This window comes from Salinispora cortesiana (genome assembly GCF_000484695.1).
Lineage (GTDB): Bacteria > Actinomycetota > Actinomycetes > Mycobacteriales > Micromonosporaceae > Micromonospora > Micromonospora cortesiana.
Map to the genome: position 1 here is coordinate 1 of NZ_AXVR01000031.1, position 16,826 is coordinate 16,826.

Here is a 16,826-nt window from a genome sequence, read left to right on the forward strand (position 1 = left end):
GGACCCGCGCGTCGTCCCAACTGGCACGACCGATCAGATCCTGCATGCCACCCGGGCCGTCGTCACCGGCATGCTCCGCGATCGTCCAACAGTTCTTCGTCGGCAACGGCGCCAGCAGCCCGGCCAGGAAGTCCCGCACCCGCCGGCGGGGCTCAGGCCGACCGAAGCAGGACCCGACCACGTCCATCAGCTCGTCGAACAGCCCAGACCACCGCTGGACGTCTACCCTGTAGGCGGCAGCCACCGCCGCATCTTTGGTCCACACAACCACAAGACTCAGCGGTGGCTGCTCCATGCTCACGGACAAAACCACACAGCTCCAGCAGGTCCGAACGGATCTCCTGCTGGAGTACTAGGATGCTCAAATGAGATGCCCGAATATGCGGAAACTTCGCGGCGGAGTTTTTAGCGCATTCCTCGTGCTCACCACGCTGCTACCGGCGGCACCTGCGCTGGCAGTCGCGCCAGCTGGCACCAATCTTCAGCTCCTGTCATGGAACATCTGCGGTTCCCAGCGGGCGACCTGGGGGTGTAGCAGCTTCGGGACCTGGGAGAACAAGCTCGCCGTGATCCAGGAGCAAATCCAGGACAAATACGTGCAGGCCATGCTCCTCCAGGAGATTTGTGAGGACGATCTCGCGAGCCTTATGACCGCGCTCGGCTCGGGCTGGACCAGCAGCTTCGCTCCTTATCAGTGGGCCAGCAAGGGTGTGCCGACCAACAATCGGTGCGGCGAGGACAACAGCTCACGTGCAGACCGCATCGGTACCGCCATCGTCATCAAGGCGGGCTCGTCAAACGCCGAGATCATCGCGACAACACAACCGTGGGACGGCCAGCAGCGTCCGTTCCACTGCGCGACCGCCACCTACTTCAACAACATCCGGCTCTGCAACGTTCACCTGTCTCCGCGAGGCAGCGACACCCGGGACGCCACCTGGGAATACTCCGACGACCAGCTCGGAGAGATCAAGGAAGTTGTTGACGACTACAGCAACGTGGCCTTCGGCGGCGATTTCAACCTTCTCCCGCCGGACCACGTCTACCCGATAGACGACGAGAACGACCCGGACCGTGGTTGGATCTGGGACGCCAAGGGTGGCAACCCGTATCCGAAGTATCGCGAGTGCGACCAGACGAACCAGGCGGGTGGCGGCCGCCCAACGACCATATACGGAAGTAAGATCGATTACGTGTTCAGCAGTCGGCCATGGCGCTGGTGCGCGGTCACCGCCACCGCCTTTTCCGACCACTATCCGCTCGTCTACAGCATGGAGATCGCCTAACCGACGTGGGCAACCGAGAATTCCCAAGTCCGGATGAGCCGCATTCGGCAGTCCTGGTCAACGGCCGTCAATTGCTGGCGGTCGTTCAGGTCCCGCCACCAGCGACGGATGGTGGCGCTGGTTTACCGCCTGCTGCCGGCGCGCTAACGCGAGCACATGCCGGTTAGCGGCTGACTGTCGGGCACCGGTCCACCCGCGGTCAGTGCTCGTTGACGATCCGCCGGGCGGACAGGATCATCCGGTTGCCTCCGCGAGTGGGGCGGTTGGCTTTCCGTGGGGGTCTTTCTGGGGCGGTATCTGTTGCGGCTGCTGCATGGCCAAATCAAATCGATCTGGATCGCGGTAGGCAACCTCGGTCGCCGTGCCGAGAAATCCGGCAGGGTTGAACTTGTCCGGCTTCGCTGCCCGGCTCGTGACTCGACGTCCAACTGTGGGGCCATGTCTCACGGTCCGCCCAAGGCGACCCGACCGCCGGGCCGTCACCTGATCTTTGCCCGCCGACGCATCGGTCGGTCAAGAGTCAGCGCTCCCACAACCAAGACGACAACTGAGACGAGGGCAACCTGCGAACGACGCGAGGGCCGACCCCCGTGGGGGCCGGCCCTCGCGTTCGTGCTGCCTACCGAGCGGAGGATACGAGATTCGAACTCGTGAGGGTGTAAACCCAACACGCTTTCCAAGCGTGCGCCCTAGGCCTCTAGGCGAATCCTCCGCCGAACAGGATACAGGTCCCGCCGGGGGCGCCCGCCCCACCACCCCCCGATGATCGACACTCGGTCGGGTAAGCTGTCTGCACCCCCCGTGCGGCGTGCATCTCGTGAACCTCCCCAGGGCCGGAAGGCAGCAAGGATAAGCGGGCTCTGGCGGGTGCACGGGGGGCCTTTCGGTGCCGCCGTCGGCACCTGCCGCTGAGCTGCCTTGTCAGCAAGGGCTCCTTCTGTTAACGCGGGCGTCAATCCGGCTCCTTCCTTGCCCCGGAGTCAGCGGGGCGGGTGGTCACCCGGGCCGGACCGGCGCAGAATGGCTCGGTCGAGAGGAGGCGGGACGCTGTGGCGCTGGCGCTCTACCGCAAGTACCGGCCACGTACCTTCGCCGAGGTTATCGGGCAGGAGCATGTCACCGAGCCGTTGTCGCAGGCGCTGCGCGGCGGGCGGCTCAATCACGCGTACCTCTTCTCCGGGCCGCGTGGCTGTGGCAAGACCTCCAGTGCCCGCATCCTGGCCCGGTCGCTCAACTGCGAGCACGGCCCGACCCCGGAGCCCTGTGGGACCTGTGCCTCCTGCCGGGCGTTGGCTACCGATGGTGCCGGTTCGATCGATGTCATCGAGATTGACGCGGCCAGTCACGGCGGCGTTGACGACGCGCGGGAGCTGCGCGAGAAGGCGTTCTTCGCGCCCGCGCAGAGCCGCTTCAAGATTTACGTCATCGACGAGGCGCACATGGTCTCGTCGGCCGGCTTCAACGCCCTACTCAAGCTGGTTGAGGAGCCCCCGGAGTACGTCAAGTTCATCTTCGCCACCACCGAGCCGGAGAAGGTTCTCGGCACGATCAAGTCGCGGACCCACCACTACCCGTTCCGGCTGATCCCGCCGAAGGTGCTCCGGCCCTACCTGGAACAGCTCTGCCAGGCCGAGGGCGTCCAGGTCGAGCCGGCGGTCTTCCCCCTCGTGGTGCGGGCCGGTGGCGGCAGCGCCCGGGACAGTCTCTCGGTGCTCGACCAGCTCATCGCCGGGGCAGGTCCGGAGGGCGTCGCCTACGCCCGGGCCGCCGCGCTGCTCGGTGTCACCGACTCGGCGCTGATCGACGAGATGTGCGACGCGCTCGCCGCGGGGGACGGTGCGGCGGCGTACGCCACCGTTGACCGGATCGTCGGTGCCGGTCACGACCCACGTCGGTTCGCCGCCGACCTGCTGGAGCGCCTGCGTGACCTGATCATCCTCCAGCGGGTGCCGGACGCTGCGTCGAAGGGTTTGGTGGACGGCCCGGATGACCAGATCGAGCGGATGACCGCCCAGGCGCAGCGGCTTGGGCCGGGCACCCTGTCCCGGTGTGCCGACATCGTGCACGACGGCCTGGTCGAGATGCGGGGTGCCACCGCGCCCCGGCTGCTGCTGGAGCTGATCTGCGCCCGGCTGTTGTTGCCCGGTGTCGACGACTCGACCGTTGGCCTCCTGCAACGCCTCGAAACTCTGGAGCGTCGGCTCACGCTCGCCGGTGCCGGTGCCGGTGCCGGTGCCGGTGCCGGTGCCGGTGCCGGTGCCCCGCCGGCTGCCCCCGCGCTGGGTGCTGGTTCGGCCCCCGCGCCGGCTGCTGCCCCTGCTTCGCCGGCTGCCGGCTCGTCTCCCGCGCCGGCTGCCCCTGCCCCGGCAGTTGGTACGCATTCCGCGCCGGCAGCCGACTCCCCGCCTCGCCCGGCGGCTACCGCGACGTCCGCGAGCACGGAGGGCCCGGCTGTTCCGGCCGCGTCCGACGATGCTCGCCGTGCCTCCCCCCGGCCAGCGGTCATGCCCGACCCGGCCACCCCCGAGCCGCCCCGGCCGGGTACGACCGGTCCGGGCCCACTCGACGCGGCCGCGGTACGTCGGCGCTGGTCGGAGGTGGTCAGCCTGGTGGGTCGTAAGAGCAAGAAGGCTGCTGCCTGGGCGCGGGAGGCGACGGTCCACGAGGTAGACGGTCAGACCCTTGTGTTGGCCTTCCGCTATCCGTTTCACGCCCAGGCCCTCGCCAATGAACCGGACCTGCTCATCGAGTCTCTCCACGAGGAACTGGGCGAGCGTTGGCAGATCAGGTGTGAGGTGGCCGGTGAGCGGGTCGGCGGACCCGCTGCCGGGCCCCGCGCCAGCAGCCCGGCTCGGCCCGCGGCCGCGCCAGCGCGGCCGGAGCCGGTGGCGGCTCCAGCTGCACCGACCCGCTCGTCGGCCGGCAGCGGAGCGGCTGATGGTGCGGCCCGGCGCTCCGCTGGGTCCGCCGAGGAGCAGGAGTGGCCGGAGCCAGCGCGCCCCGGTGGGGCTGCTGCCCCGCCCGAGCCGGCGGGTGGAGCAGCCGAGGAGTGGCCCGCTACGGCCCGTCCGGGTGTGCCGGGGGTGGCCGCCACGGTTCCGTCAGCAGCGGGGCCGGCGGGCTCAGCAGCGGTGCCAGGGGTCTCGACCGCTGGTGGTGGCCGGGCCTCCGGCGCGGTGCCTGCCGCTTCGGCCGCATCCCGGCCGTCCTCGCCGGGCGGTGCCCCGGCGAGTAGTGCGATCGCCGCTGCCCGGGCTGCGGCTGCCGGTGGGGGGCGGGCACAGCGCTCCGCCGCCTCGCCGCGGCGGATGGCGGGGCCGGATTGGGCTGGCGAGCCGCCGTACGATCCGGACTACGACGGGGCGCCGCGGGGTGGCGCGGCTTCCGCGGTGGTGCATGAGGGGTTCGATCCGGGGGATGAGCCGCTGGACGAGGTGATTGATGAGCGGACCGCCCGTCAGTCCAGTGAGGAGCAGGCGGTGCGACTGCTCCGCGAGGCGTTCGGCGCGGAGCGGATCGACGAGGTCGAGTCCCGTTAGGTCGGCGGTGCTGCCGACGGAGCAGCACCAACAGGCAACACCAGTGAGCAGCACCAGTAGGCAACACAACTGAGCAGTAGCAGAGTTAGCAACAAGTCGAGTGAGTAAGGAGCCGTTCGTGCGCCCAGGTGGACAGCCGAACATGCAGCAGATGCTGAAGCAGGCGCAGAAGATGCAGCAGCAGATCGCCCAGGCGCAGGCCGAGCTGGCTGAGGCGGAGCTGACCGGTGACGCGGGTGGTGGTCTGGTCACCGCGACCGTCGCCGGCACCGGCGAGCTCAAGTCGGTCACGATCGACCCGAAGGCGGTCGACCCGGAGGATGTCGAGACCCTGGAGGACCTGGTGGTCGCGGCCGTGCGTAACGCCGCCGAGGCGGCTCGGGAGCTGACCGATCAGAAGATGGGGCCGGTGGCCGGCGGCATGGGCGGCCTCGGCCTGCCCGGTTTCTGAGCCGACGATGTACGAGGGCGCAATCCAGGACCTGATTGACGAGCTGGGCCGGCTGCCGGGCGTTGGCCCGAAGAGCGCCCAGCGGATCGCCTTTCACGTCCTGTCCGCGGATCCGGCCGACATCAACCGGCTGGCCGGCGCGTTGCGCAAGGTCAAGGAGCTGGTGCGCTTCTGCACCAGCTGCTACAACGTGGCCGAGTCCGAGCAGTGCCGGATCTGTCGCGACCCACGCCGTACCGATGAGGTGCTTTGCGTGGTGGAAGAGCCGAAGGACGTGGTGGCGATCGAGCGGACCGGTGAGTTCCGCGGCCGTTACCACGTCCTCGGTGGCGCGATCAACCCGCTGGAGGGGGTCGGGCCGGACAATCTGCGCGTCCGAGAGTTACTGACCCGGCTGGGCGGTGGCGCGGTGCGGGAGCTGATCCTGGCCACCGACCCGAATACTGAGGGCGAGGCGACCGCCACCTACCTGGCGCTGATGGTGAAGCCGATGGGCATCGCCGTGACTCGGCTGGCCAGTGGCCTGCCGGTCGGCGGTGACCTGGAGTACGCCGACGAGATCACTCTCGGTCGGGCTTTCGAGGGGCGCCGGACGGTCTGAGCCCCGCCTGGCACCCGGGTCAGCGGCCTGGGCCCCGTCTGGCGCCCGTCCGGGCCTGCTGGCCCCGTCAACCGGGTCGTATTGATCTAACACCCGGGGCCCTTCAGAGCTGGATGACGTAACAGTTTCGCATCACGGTCGCCGATCATTCGACAAGATTGTCTCTTTTCCTTCGATCCTTCGGTCTGGGCGGGGAAAAGCCATGATCCGACATCGACTGTCCACCTGGCAGCTTCCGCACCGTTGGCCGGACGGCTATGGTTCCCGCCATCGGTGACCCCGGTCACCGCGTTGTCCGTATCCACAAGGACGAGGTGAAGCACCCATGCGTGCATCCAGGCCGAAGGCTGCTGTCGCGGCCGTCGCGGTCGCGGCCCTCGCGGTAGCCGGCTGCGCCGAGAGCGACCGCGAGGATTCCGGCGGTAGCAACAACGACACCCTTGTCTTCGGCGTCGCCAGTGACCCGAAGGTGCTCGACCCGAGCTTTGCCAGCGACGGCGAGTCGCTGCGCGTGGCCCGCCAGGTCTTTGAGACCCTGGTCCGCCCCGAGGAGGGCGGCACCAAGGTGAGCCCAGGCCTAGCTGAGTCCTGGACTCCGGATGAGGCGGGCACCACCTGGACCTTCAAGCTCCGCTCCGGCGTGAAGTTCCACGACGGCACCGACTTCAACGCCGAGGCCGTCTGCGTCAACTTCAACCGCTGGTACAACGCCACGGGCCTCATGCAGAGCCCGGACGTGACCGCCTACTGGCAGGACGTGATGGGCGGCTTCGCCCAGAACGAGGACGAAGGGCTCTCGGAGAGCCTCTTCAAGTCCTGCAGCGCAAAGGACGCGACCACGGTCGACCTGACCTTCACCCGGGTGTCCAGCAAGGTTCCGGCCGCCCTGATGCTGCCGTCGTTCTCCATCCACAGCCCGACGGCGCTGGAGCAGTACGACGCGAGCAACGTCGGCGGCACCGCGACGGACGTTCAGTACCCCGAGTACGCGACCGCGCACCCGACCGGCACCGGGCCCTTCAAGTTCAAGTCCTGGGACATCGCCAACAAGTCGCTCACCATCGAGCGCAACGACGACTACTGGGGCGAGAAGGCCAAGCTAAAGACCCTCATCTTCAAGACCATCTCGGATGAGAACGCGCGCAAGCAGGCGCTGAGCTCCGGCGACGTCGACGGCTACGACCTGGTCGGGCCGGCTGATGTCGAGCCGCTGAAGAGCGAGGGCTTCAATGTCCTGACCCGGCCGGCGTTCAACATCCTCTACCTGGGCATGAACCAGCAGGGGAACCCGAAGCTGGCCGACATCAAGGTCCGGCAGGCGATCGCCCACGCGATCAACCGGCAGGCCCTGGTCGACTCGAAGCTGCCCCCGGGTGCGAAGGTCGCGACGAACTTCTTCCCGGACACGGTCGAGGGTTGGAACGGCGACGTCACCACCTACGACTACGACGTCGACAAGGCCAAGCAACTGCTGGCCGAGGCTGGTGCGGCGGACCTGAAGCTGCGGTTCCACTACCCGACGGAGGTCACCCGTCCGTACATGCCGAACCCGAAGGATCTCTTCGAGCTGGTCTCGGCGGACCTCCAGGCGGCTGGTATCACGGTCGAGCCGATCCCGTTGAAGTGGAGCCCGGACTACCTCAACGCCACCACCTCCGGTAGCGAGCACGACCTGCACTTCCTCGGCTGGACCGGCGACTACGGCGACGCCTACAACTTCATCGGCACCTTCTTCGACCGGCAGAAGGACGAGTGGGGCTTCGACAACCCGGCCCTCTTCAAGCAGTTCCAGGACGCCGACTCCACCGCCGACATGGCGGAACGGGTGGAGAAGTACAAGGGTCTGAACAAGACCATCATGGACTTCCTGCCCGGCGTGCCGATCTCGCACTCACCGCCGGCGATCGTGTTCGGCAAGGACGTGACCGGCATCAAGGCCAGCCCGCTCACCGACGAGCGGTTCTCCAACGCTGAGTTCAAGTCCTGATCTAACGCAAGAAACCGGGCGGGCGCTGTGCTGCACAGCGCCCGCCCGCGCCCCTCCGCACCCTTCTGAGGCATCGTGTTCCGGTTTATCGTCAGACGCCTGCTCCAGCTGATTCCAACGCTGTTCGGGCTTTCGCTTCTGCTTTTCATCTGGGTCCGTCGCCTACCGGGCGGCCCCGAGGACGCCATCCTCGGTGAGCGTGGCACCCCCGAGATGCGCGCGGCGATTCGCCGCAGCATGGGTCTCGACGAGCCGATCCTGGTCCAGTACGGCCGCTTCGTGCAGCGGCTCCTCCGCCTGGACCTGGGCACCTCGTCGTCGACCAAGCGCCCGGTGGTCGAAGAGTTCCTGGAGCGTTTCCCCGGCACCGTCGAGTTGACGATCACCGCCCTGGTGATCGCGATCGGGATCGGCATTCCTCTCGGCTACCTGGCCGCCCGCCGTCGGGGCCGGCTACTCGACCACCTCTCGGTCGGCGGATCGCTGGTCGGGATCTGCGTCCCCATCTTCTTCCTGGCCTACGTCCTGAAGGCGATCTTCTCGGAGAACCTGGGCTGGTTCCCGTCCAGTGGCCGACAGGATCCGACCATCGACGCGACCCGGATCACGAACTTCTTCGTCCTCGACGGGCTGATGACCCGGGAGTGGGATGCCGTCGCGGACGCGCTTTGGCATCTGGTGCTGCCGGGGATCGCGCTGGCCAGCATCCCGCTGGCGATCATCGTCCGGATCACCCGGGCGAGCGTGTTGGAGGTGCTCAACGAGGACTTCGTCCGGACCGCCGAGGCGAAGGGGCTGACCGAGCGGACCGTGCGGGGCCGGCATGTGCTGCGCAACTCGCTGCTGCCGGTGGTCACCTCGATCGGCCTGCTCACCGGGGGGCTGCTCTCCGGTGCCGTGCTGACCGAGACCGTCTTCGCGTTCACCGGCATCGGGGCCTTCATCTACGAGGCGATCGGCCAGCGTGACTACCCGGTGCTGCTGGGCTTCATCATGATCATATCGGTGGTGTACGTGCTGGTGAACCTCCTGGTTGACCTCTCCTACAGCCTGATCGACCCGAGGGTGAGGGTCCGATGACGATGACAGGTAAGAAGGAGCGGTTGGACCGGCTCGCGGAATTGGTGAACCGGGACGACGAGCGGGGGGTCAGCCTCTGGCAGGAGGCGTTCCGGCGGCTGCGGCGGAACCCCGCCGCCATCATCGGCGCGGTCATTCTGACGATCTTCGTCCTGGTGGCGCTGGTCGGCCCGTTCTTCGTCCCCTACGAGCCGAAGGACACCATCGGCATTCGCGAGGGCGTGGTGAAGTCGGGGCAGGGCATCATCCCCGGCGCCTCCGCCGAGCACTGGTTCGGCTACGACCACCAGGGCCGGGACGTCTTCAGCCGAATGATCGTCGGGGCCCGGCAGACGCTGCTGGTCGGCGTGGTCGCCACCCTGATCGGACTGGCCGTGGGTGCCCTGATCGGCGGGGTCGCGGGAGCGGCCGCCGGTCTGGGGGGCCGCTGGGGGCGCGCGGTTGACAACGCGCTCATGCGCGTCATCGACATGATGCTGGCGTTGCCCAGCCTCCTGCTCGCGGTCAGCATCGCCGCCCTGCTCGGGGCGAGCCTTAGCACCGTCATGATCGCGGTCGGCATGGTGTCGGTGCCGGTCTTCGCCCGGCTGCTGCGGGTCTCGATGATCGCGCAGGCCAACAGCGACTACGTGCTCGCGGCCACCTCGCTCGGCGTCCGGAAGCCGAAGATCGCGCTGACGCACATCGTGCCGAACTCGCTGGCTCCGGTCATCGTGCAGGCCACGCTGACCCTGGCCACCGCGATCATCGAGGCCGCCGCGCTCTCGTTCCTCGGCCTCGGCAACCCGGACACGGCGCAGCCCGAGTGGGGCGTCATGCTCGCCGACGCACAGCCGTACCTCGGTATTCGACCCGCACTGGCGATCTTCCCAGCGGTAGCGATCATCATCACCGCGCTCGGCTTCACCCTGCTCGGTGAGGCGATGCGTGAGGCCCTCGACCCGAAGCTGCGGAAGTAGGTCCCGCCATGTGTGTAGCCGGAGAAACAGGTTCGCGAGCCCCACAGGTGCGAACGGAGGGCCGGTAATGGCACTGCTCGAAGTGGATGACTTGAGCGTCACGTTCGCCCGGCGTGGGCAGCGTACGGTGCACGCGGTGGACGGGGTCTCCTTCTCGGTCGACGCCGGTGAGGTTGTCGGTCTGGTCGGTGAGTCCGGCTGCGGCAAGAGCGTCACCTCGATGGCGATCATGGGTCTGCTGCCTCGGCAGCATGGCACCCGGATCGGCGGCAAGGCGGTCTTTGACGGCACCGACCTGCTCGGACTCGACGACCGCGCCCGGCGGGACATCCGCGGTCGGGACGTAGCGATGATTTTCCAGGATCCGCTCTCCTCGCTGAATCCGGTGATCCCGATCGGGCTGCAGGTGACCGAGGTGCTGGCCCGCCACCGGGGGATGAGGGGTGACGCGGCGCGCAAGGAAGCGGCCGGGTTGCTGGACCGGGTCGGCATCCCGGATCCGGACCGGCGGCTCAAGGAGTATCCGCACCAGCTCTCCGGTGGGATGCGGCAACGGGCGTTGATCGCGATGGCGGTCGCCTGCCGTCCCCGGCTGTTGATCGCCGACGAGCCGACCACCGCGCTGGACGTCACCATCCAGGCGCAGATCCTGGAGCTGCTCAAGGAGCTGGTCCACGACTCCGGCACCGCGCTTGTCATGATCACCCACGATCTGGGGGTGGTCGCCGGCATGTGTGACAGCATCAACGTGCTGTACGCCGGTCGGGTGGTCGAGACCGCCCGCCGTCGTCCCCTCTTCCGGGAGCCACGGCACCCGTACACGGCGGGTCTGCTCGGTTCGGTGCCCCGCCTGGACAGCGGGCGCGGCGAGCCGCTGAACCCGATCCCCGGCTCGGTACGCGACGTACTGTCCTGGTCGGAAGGCTGTGCCTTCGCTCCGCGCTGCTCCCGGCGGGTGGATGCCTGCCTCGACGAGACGCCGCCGCTGGTGCGTACCCACGACGGCCGTAGCTACCGCTGTGTCGACCCGGTGCCGCTGCCCGGTGCCGTCCCGGCCCAGGCCGGTCCGGCCGACCAGTCCGGGGCACCGAGCCCGGAGCCCAACGAGGAGAAGACCCGTGACTGACAACGACATCCTCGTCGAGGTTCGTGACCTGAAGGTGCACTTCCCGATCAAGCGGGGGGTGCTCTTCGATCGCACGATCGGCCAGGTGAAGGCGGTTGACGGGGTCGACCTGCGGATCCCGCGCGGTCAGACGTACGGCCTGGTGGGTGAGTCCGGGTGCGGGAAGTCGACGCTCGGCCGGGCGCTGCTCCAACTGACCCCGCCCACCGGTGGCGAGGTCGTCTTTGACGATGTCGAGCTGACCACGCTGCCGCCGGCCCGGCTGCGCGCCATGCGTCGTCGGATGCAGATGATTTTCCAGGATCCGATGTCCAGCCTGGATCCGCGGCAGAACGTCGAGTCGATCCTCACCGAGGGTTTGCAGACCCACGGCATCGGCGGCAACCGAGACGAGCGACGCGCGATCATCGGGGAGGCGCTCGACAAGGTGGGGCTGCCCCGGTGGGCGCTGTCCCGCTACCCGCACGAGTTCTCCGGCGGGCAGCGGCAGCGGATCGGGATCGCCCGGGCGGTGGTCCTCGGTCCGGAGCTGATCGTCGCCGACGAGCCGGTGTCCGCCCTGGACGTGTCGATCCAGGCGCAGGTGGTCAACCTCCTCGACGAACTACAGGAGAGCCTCGGCCTCACCTACCTGGTGATCGCGCACGACCTGGCCGTCGTCCGGCACATCTCCGACATCGTCGGCGTCATGTACCTCGGCGCCCTGGTGGAGGAGGCCCCGAGCGACCGGCTCTACACCGAGCCGCTGCACCCGTACACCCGGGCGCTCATGTCGGCGGTGCCGGTGCCGGACCCGGATGTGGAGGACCGCCGGGAGCGGATCCTGCTCGCCGGTGACCTGCCGTCGCCGGCCAACCCGCCGGCGGGCTGCCGATTCCACACCCGCTGCCCGTGGGCCCAGCCGACGCGCTGCGCCGACGAACGGCCGGTGCTGCGCGACATCGGCGGCAGCCGGGTGGCCTGCCACTGGGCCGAGCGGATCGCCAGTGGGGAACTCCGTCCCAACCACGCCGGGGCGGGAGTGACCCGGGCTCCCGACGGCGGCGAAGCCCCGGAGCCGGTGTCGATCCCGGCCCCGACCGCGAAGGCGGACTCCGTCGACGGCTGAGCCGGCGAAGCCGGGTCGCGGGCAGCCAGGACCGGCTGATTCCGCGCCCCGGCTCAGCCCTCATCGGCCGTCGGCGGAGCCGGGCCGAAGACCGTCGGGCGGTCGAGCAGGGCGACGGCGATCGCGTGTACCGCATCGAGGCCGGCCGGGTCAGGCAGCGTCGCCCGCCCGCCGGTCACGACGTACCATTCGTCGGCCTCGCGGTACTGCACCCGCAGGGTGACCTGGCCATCCAGGTATTCGGTGCGGAGCGTCAGGTCGCCGGTGACCACGCCGACCTCGTCGGTCATCACCCCGCCCGGCCCGGGGACGATGTCCGCGGTGCGGGCCATGGATCCGCCGTCGGCCCGCATCCCGGAGCCGGGAGTGCCGCCCGCCGGGGCGCCGGTGGTCTCCGCGCTCATCCCGGCGCCGGGTACCGCGGCACTGGCAGCGCCGTCGGCCGTCATCCCGGCGCTGCCCCGGGTGGGACCGCCGGTGGCGGCCGTCGCGTCGTCGTCGGCGCCCGGGGGCCGGCGCGGTGTCGGGTCCGTCCCGGTGCTGGTCATGATTGGCTCCCCCCGGTGCAGCCCGTCAACATGTCGGCCAGCGCGGTCTTCTCGTCGGTGTTCACCGACAACTGCCAGTGATGCTTCACCGTGACCCAGCTTTCGGCGTAGCGGCACCAGTACGACCGGTTCGCCGGTCGCCACTGGGATGGATCCTGATCACCCTTCGACCGGTTGGCGGTGCGGGAAACCGCGAAGAGGTGCGGCAGCCGAGTGTCGTTGGCGAAGTCACCCCGCTTCGCGTCGGTCCACCGGTCGGCCCCGGATCGCCAGGCGTTCGCCAGCGGCACCATGTGGTCAACGTCGACCTCGGAGGGGTCGGTGAGGACCAGGCCGTCGTAGACGCTCTCCCAGCGCCCACCGACCACGTTGCAGCCGGAGAGCTTGATGCTCTCTCCGTCGCGCGCGAGCACGGTGTCTCGGACGTCGCAGTTCTTGCCGGTGCCCCGCCAGTGGGGGAAGCGGTCGCGACTGTAGCCCTTCATCGAGCCGGCACTGGCCACTGTCAGCTCGGCCAACTTCTCCATCGCGCTCCCACCGTCGTTGGTGGGCGTCGGCTCCGGCGTGGTGGCCGGGACGCAGCCAGCCAGGCCGAGCGCCAGCACTGTCGCGAGCAGCGGTCCGGATCTGGTACGCAGAGACGACACCTCTTAAGCTTGGCGGCTTCCGGCGGTCTCGCCCAGTACCTCGGCGGGCGGTTTCGGCGTTTCGTCGCCGCTTCGAGATCGAGTCGGGGCAACCTTGGGGCCATGACGTCACCCTCCCTGCGGCTGGGTACCCCTGCGGGGGCCGGCACGCTACTCGCCGCGGTGCTCGCCTCCGGCATGGTCTTCCTCGACGGCACCGTGGTCAACGTTGCTCTTCCCCGCCTCGGTGAGGACCTCGACGCCACCGTGTCGGACCTACAGTGGACGGTCAATGGCTACCTGTTGATGCTCGCCGCGTTCGTACTGCTCGGTGGGGCGCTCGGGGACCGCTTCGGCCGGCGGCGGGTCTTCCTGCTCGGGGTGGTGTGGTTCACCGTGGCGTCGGTGCTGTGCGGGTTGGCCCTGGACACCGAGCAGCTCATCGCGGCCCGGCTGCTGCAGGGCGCCGGAGCGGCCCTGCTCACCCCCGGCTCCCTGTCGGTCCTGCAGGCCAGCTTCCACCCGGACGACCGGGGGCGGGCGATCGGTACCTGGGCCGGCTTCTCCGGCGTCTCCACCGCGATCGGCCCCTTCGTCGGCGGCTGGCTGATCGACCAGTTCTCCTGGCGGTGGATCTTCTTCCTGAACGTGCCGCTGGCCGTGTTGGTGCTGCTGGCCGCTCTGCGCTGGGTGCCGGAGAGTCGGGACGAGAGCGCTTCGCGGACCCGGACCGAGGGGTCGGGCCGGCGGCGGTTCGACGTGCTGGGCACGGTGCTGGGGGCGGTCGCCCTGGCCGGGATCACGTTCGCGCTGATCGACGCACCGGCTCGGGGCGCGACATCTGTCGCGGTGTTGCTCGCCGTCGCGGCCGGGGTGCTCGGCTCGGTGGCCTTCGTGCTGGTCGAGCGACGCCGGGGGGAGACCGCGATGCTGCCGACCGGGCTGTTCACCAGCCGACTCTTCTCCGTGCTGAACGTCTTCACCGTGGTGATCTACGCGGCGCTCGGTGGGTTCACCTTCTTCGTCGCCGTCTATCTCCAGAATGTGGCCGGCTGGTCGGCGCTGGCCACCGGCGTCGCGCTGCTGCCGGTGACCGTGCTGCTGCTGGTCGGATCGCCGGTAGCCGGTGATCTGGCGACCCGGATCGGGCCCCGACTGCCGTTGACCGTGGGGCCGGTGGTGTCCGCGATTGGGCTCGTTCTGCTCCGCGAGGTCGGGGCGGAGGCGTCCTACTGGCGGGACGTGCTGCCCGGGGTGTTTCTCTTCGGGCTCGGGCTGGCCCTGGTGGTGGCGCCGTTGACGGCCTCGGTGCTGGCCGCCGTCGCGGACCGTTTCGCCGGAGTGGCGAGCGGCTTCAACAATGCCGCCTCGCGCGCCGGGGGGCTGCTCGCGGTGGCCGCCCTACCGCTGCTGGTCGGTCTCTCCGGCACCGACTACGAACGGCCGGACGAGTTGACCGCCGCCTACCGGGGCGCGTTGGCCTGGTGCGCCGCGCTGCTGCTGATGGGGGCGGTGCTGGCGGTGGTCTTCGTGCGCCGTCCGCGCCGGGCGCCGCCACCGTCGCAGCCCTGCCAGGCCCTGCCGGCCGCAACCGGGCCGGAGCGGGATAGGGGGACCGCTTCCTGACGGCTCGGGGGCGGCCGGTCGGGATCGACCGGCAGGCGGTCGGGTTCCGGGTTGACCTCGGGTGGAGGCCAACCCGGACCGGGCTCCGGCGCCTCAGTGGGCGCGGTTGACGGCGCTGGTCACCGCCCTGATGGTGGCGGTGACGATGTTGGCGTCCACGCCGACGCCCCAGACCGTCCGGCCATCCACCGCGCACTCCACGTACGCGGCTGCCTGGGCGTCACCGCCGGAGGAGAGGGCGTGTTCGTGGTAGTCGAGGACGCGCACGTTGACGCCGAGGGACTGCAGCGCGTTGACGTACGCGTCCACCGGGCCGTTGCCGATGGCGGTGACGGCGCGTTGTCCGCCGCCGTGCCCGACCAGCGCCTCGAACTCGACCTTGCCGTCCACCGTGCCGAGCGTGTAGTCGGTCAGGGTGACCGTGGGGTTCGCCTGGTGGTCGAGCAGGTACTGGCGGGCGAAGATCTCCCACATGGTCCGCGGGTCGACCTCGCCGCCGTTGTCGTCGGTGACCTGCTGGACCACGCCGGAGAACTCGATCTGGAGCCGGCGGGGCAGGTCAAGCTGGTGCTCGGTCTTCATGATGTACGCGACGCCGCCCTTGCCCGACTGCGAGTTGACCCGGATGACGGCCTCGTAGGTGCGGCCCAGGTCCTTCGGGTCGATCGGCAGGTAGGGCACCGCCCACGGGTGCTGCTCGACCGGGATCCCGACGGCGCCGGCGGAGGCGGTGAGGGCGTCGAACCCCTTGTTGATCGCGTCCTGGTGGGAGCCGGAGAATGCGGTGTAGACCAGATCACCGGCGTACGGGTGGCGCTCGTGCACGGGTAGCTGGTTGCAGTACTCGACAGCACGTTTGATCTCGTCGATGTTCGAGAAGTCGATCATAGGGTCGATGCCCTGGGAGAAGAGGTTCAGGCCCAGGGTGACCAGGTCCACGTTGCCGGTGCGCTCGCCGTTACCGAAGAGGCATCCCTCGATCCGGTCCGCACCGGCCAGCAGACCCAGCTCGGCGGCGGCCACTCCGGTTCCCCGGTCGTTGTGCGGGTGCAGGCTGAGCACCAGACTGTCCCGTCGGGGTAGGTGTCGGTGCATCCACTCGATCGAGTCGGCGTAGACGTTCGGCGTCGCCATCTCGACGGTGGCCGGCAGGTTGACGATCAGTCGGTGGTCGGGGCTCGGGTCGATCACCTCGATCACCTTCGTGCAGACCTCCACGGCGTAGTCCAGCTCCGTGCCGGTGTACGACTCGGGGGAGTACTCGTAGTGGATGTCGGTGTCCGGGGTGTGGATCTGCGCGTACTTCTGGCAGAGCCGGGCGCCGGTGGTCGCGATGTCGGTGATGCCGTCGCGGTCCAGCCCGAAGACGACCTGGCGTTGCAGTGTTGAGGTCGAGTTGTAGAAGTGCACGATCGCCCGCTTGGCGCCCTGCAGCGCCGCGAAGGTGCGGTCGATCAGATGCTCCCGGCACTGCGTCAGCACCTGGATGGTGACGTCGTCGGGGATCAGGTCCTGCTCGATGAGCTGCCGGACGAAGTCGTAGTCGGACTGGCTGGCCGAGGGAAAGCCGACCTCGATTTCCTTGTAGCCGAGTTGCACCAGGAGTTGGAACATCCGGCGCTTGCGTTCGGGAGACATCGGGTCGATCAGGGCCTGGTTGCCGTCTCGCAGGTCGACCGCGCACCAGCGCGGCGCGGCCTCGACCTGCCGGGTGGGCCAGCGGCGGTCCGGTAGGTCGGTGCGGAACTGCCGTTGGTAGGGCTGGTAGCGGTGGTGCGGCATCCGGCTGGGGCGTTGCCGGGCGATGGGGTCGATCTCAGCGTCGGGGGTGTCAGCAGGGTGAGCCATGCGGAGTGCCTCCGTGGTCATGTGACGTCAGCAGTCGAGGT

The 16,826-nt window shown here is 69.1% G+C and carries 13 protein-coding genes, 1 tRNA gene, 1 other RNA gene and 1 pseudogene; 11 read left to right on the forward strand and 5 right to left on the reverse strand.

Going from position 1 to position 16,826, the window contains the following annotated elements; translation table 11 throughout:
- Positions 1-244: pseudogene (locus K228_RS29555) on the reverse strand (IS701 family transposase); the annotation flags it as partial.
- Between the two features lie 175 nt (positions 245-419).
- Here K228_RS29555 and K228_RS0114740 point away from each other — a divergent pair.
- Positions 420-1,286 (forward strand): endonuclease/exonuclease/phosphatase family protein, encoded by an 867-nt coding sequence (locus tag K228_RS0114740; protein ID WP_245603479.1) that lies wholly within the window; start codon positions 420-422, stop codon positions 1,284-1,286.
- Between the two features lie 627 nt (positions 1,287-1,913).
- On the opposite strand, the gene K228_RS0114750 is transcribed toward K228_RS0114740, so the two are convergent.
- Positions 1,914-1,998: transfer RNA gene (locus K228_RS0114750), tRNA-Ser, on the reverse strand.
- Between the two features lie 81 nt (positions 1,999-2,079).
- Between K228_RS0114750 and ffs the strand changes: the two genes are divergently transcribed.
- The 9 genes from ffs (at position 2,080) to K228_RS0114790 (ending at position 12,137) form a co-directional block, all read left to right on the forward strand.
- Positions 2,080-2,170: signal recognition particle sRNA small type (ffs, locus tag K228_RS27225), an RNA gene on the forward strand.
- A gap of 165 nt (positions 2,171-2,335) precedes the next feature.
- Complete coding sequence (locus K228_RS0114755; RefSeq protein ID WP_025619130.1) at positions 2,336-4,825, forward strand: DNA polymerase III subunit gamma and tau; 2,490 nt, start codon at positions 2,336-2,338, stop codon at positions 4,823-4,825.
- A 142-nt stretch (positions 4,826-4,967) separates the two neighbouring features.
- On the forward strand, positions 4,968-5,276 hold the full coding sequence (locus tag K228_RS0114760; RefSeq protein ID WP_025619131.1) for a YbaB/EbfC family nucleoid-associated protein: 309 nt from the start codon (positions 4,968-4,970) through the stop codon (positions 5,274-5,276).
- Between the two features lie 7 nt (positions 5,277-5,283).
- Positions 5,284-5,877 carry a recombination mediator RecR gene (gene recR / locus K228_RS0114765; RefSeq protein ID WP_018723861.1) on the forward strand — a complete coding sequence of 198 codons (594 nt, stop codon included), beginning with the start codon at positions 5,284-5,286 and terminating at the stop codon, positions 5,875-5,877.
- A 325-nt stretch (positions 5,878-6,202) separates the two neighbouring features.
- On the forward strand, positions 6,203-7,864 hold the full coding sequence (locus tag K228_RS0114770) for an ABC transporter substrate-binding protein (protein ID WP_025619132.1): 1,662 nt from the start codon (positions 6,203-6,205) through the stop codon (positions 7,862-7,864).
- 75 nt (positions 7,865-7,939) lie between these two features.
- Positions 7,940-8,944, forward strand: a complete 1,005-nt coding sequence (locus K228_RS0114775; protein ID WP_025619133.1) for an ABC transporter permease — start codon at positions 7,940-7,942, stop codon at positions 8,942-8,944.
- The gene (locus K228_RS0114780; protein WP_025619134.1) at positions 8,941-9,903 is read left to right on the forward strand and encodes an ABC transporter permease; all 963 of its coding nucleotides are present in this window, start codon (positions 8,941-8,943) and stop codon (positions 9,901-9,903) included. Before K228_RS0114775 ends, K228_RS0114780 begins: the two co-directional genes overlap by 4 nt.
- A gap of 67 nt (positions 9,904-9,970) precedes the next feature.
- Positions 9,971-11,029 (forward strand): ABC transporter ATP-binding protein, encoded by a 1,059-nt coding sequence (locus K228_RS0114785; RefSeq protein WP_025619135.1) that lies wholly within the window; start codon positions 9,971-9,973, stop codon positions 11,027-11,029.
- On the forward strand, positions 11,022-12,137 hold the full coding sequence (locus K228_RS0114790) for an ABC transporter ATP-binding protein (RefSeq protein WP_025619136.1): 1,116 nt from the start codon (positions 11,022-11,024) through the stop codon (positions 12,135-12,137). The genes K228_RS0114785 and K228_RS0114790 overlap by 8 nt, the downstream gene beginning before the upstream one ends.
- Before the next feature lie 53 nt (positions 12,138-12,190).
- Here the strand turns inward: K228_RS0114790 and K228_RS0114795 are convergent, their stop codons facing one another.
- Positions 12,191-12,685 (reverse strand): hypothetical protein, encoded by a 495-nt coding sequence (locus tag K228_RS0114795; protein ID WP_025619137.1) that lies wholly within the window; start codon positions 12,683-12,685, stop codon positions 12,191-12,193.
- On the reverse strand, positions 12,682-13,290 hold the full coding sequence (locus K228_RS0114800; RefSeq protein WP_025619138.1) for a GmrSD restriction endonuclease domain-containing protein: 609 nt from the start codon (positions 13,288-13,290) through the stop codon (positions 12,682-12,684). The genes K228_RS0114795 and K228_RS0114800 overlap by 4 nt, the downstream gene beginning before the upstream one ends.
- A 144-nt stretch (positions 13,291-13,434) precedes the next feature.
- Between K228_RS0114800 and K228_RS0114805 the strand changes: the two genes are divergently transcribed.
- Complete coding sequence (locus K228_RS0114805) at positions 13,435-14,937, forward strand: MFS transporter (RefSeq protein WP_025619139.1); 1,503 nt, start codon at positions 13,435-13,437, stop codon at positions 14,935-14,937.
- 93 nt (positions 14,938-15,030) lie between these two features.
- On the opposite strand, the gene leuA is transcribed toward K228_RS0114805, so the two are convergent.
- Entirely contained in the window at positions 15,031-16,806 is a 1,776-nt protein-coding gene (gene leuA / locus K228_RS0114810) for a 2-isopropylmalate synthase (protein WP_025619140.1), read from the reverse strand.
- Between the last annotated feature and the right edge of the window lie 20 nt (positions 16,807-16,826).

Bases quoted from the DNA above. Each gene is read 5' to 3' on its own strand.
- K228_RS0114785 (WP_025619135.1), top strand. From the start codon at position 9,971: ATGGCACTGCTCGAAGTGGATGACTTGAGCGTCACGTTCGCCCGGCGT.
- K228_RS0114795 (WP_025619137.1), bottom strand. From the start codon at position 12,685: ATGACCAGCACCGGGACGGACCCGACACCGCGCCGGCCCCCGGGCGCC.
- recR (WP_018723861.1), top strand. From the start codon at position 5,284: ATGTACGAGGGCGCAATCCAGGACCTGATTGACGAGCTGGGCCGGCTG.
- leuA (WP_025619140.1), bottom strand. From the start codon at position 16,806: ATGACCACGGAGGCACTCCGCATGGCTCACCCTGCTGACACCCCCGAC.
- K228_RS0114780 (WP_025619134.1), top strand. From the start codon at position 8,941: ATGACGATGACAGGTAAGAAGGAGCGGTTGGACCGGCTCGCGGAATTG.
- K228_RS0114770 (WP_025619132.1), top strand. From the start codon at position 6,203: ATGCGTGCATCCAGGCCGAAGGCTGCTGTCGCGGCCGTCGCGGTCGCG.
- K228_RS0114760 (WP_025619131.1), top strand. From the start codon at position 4,968: ATGCAGCAGATGCTGAAGCAGGCGCAGAAGATGCAGCAGCAGATCGCC.
- K228_RS0114805 (WP_025619139.1), top strand. From the start codon at position 13,435: ATGACGTCACCCTCCCTGCGGCTGGGTACCCCTGCGGGGGCCGGCACG.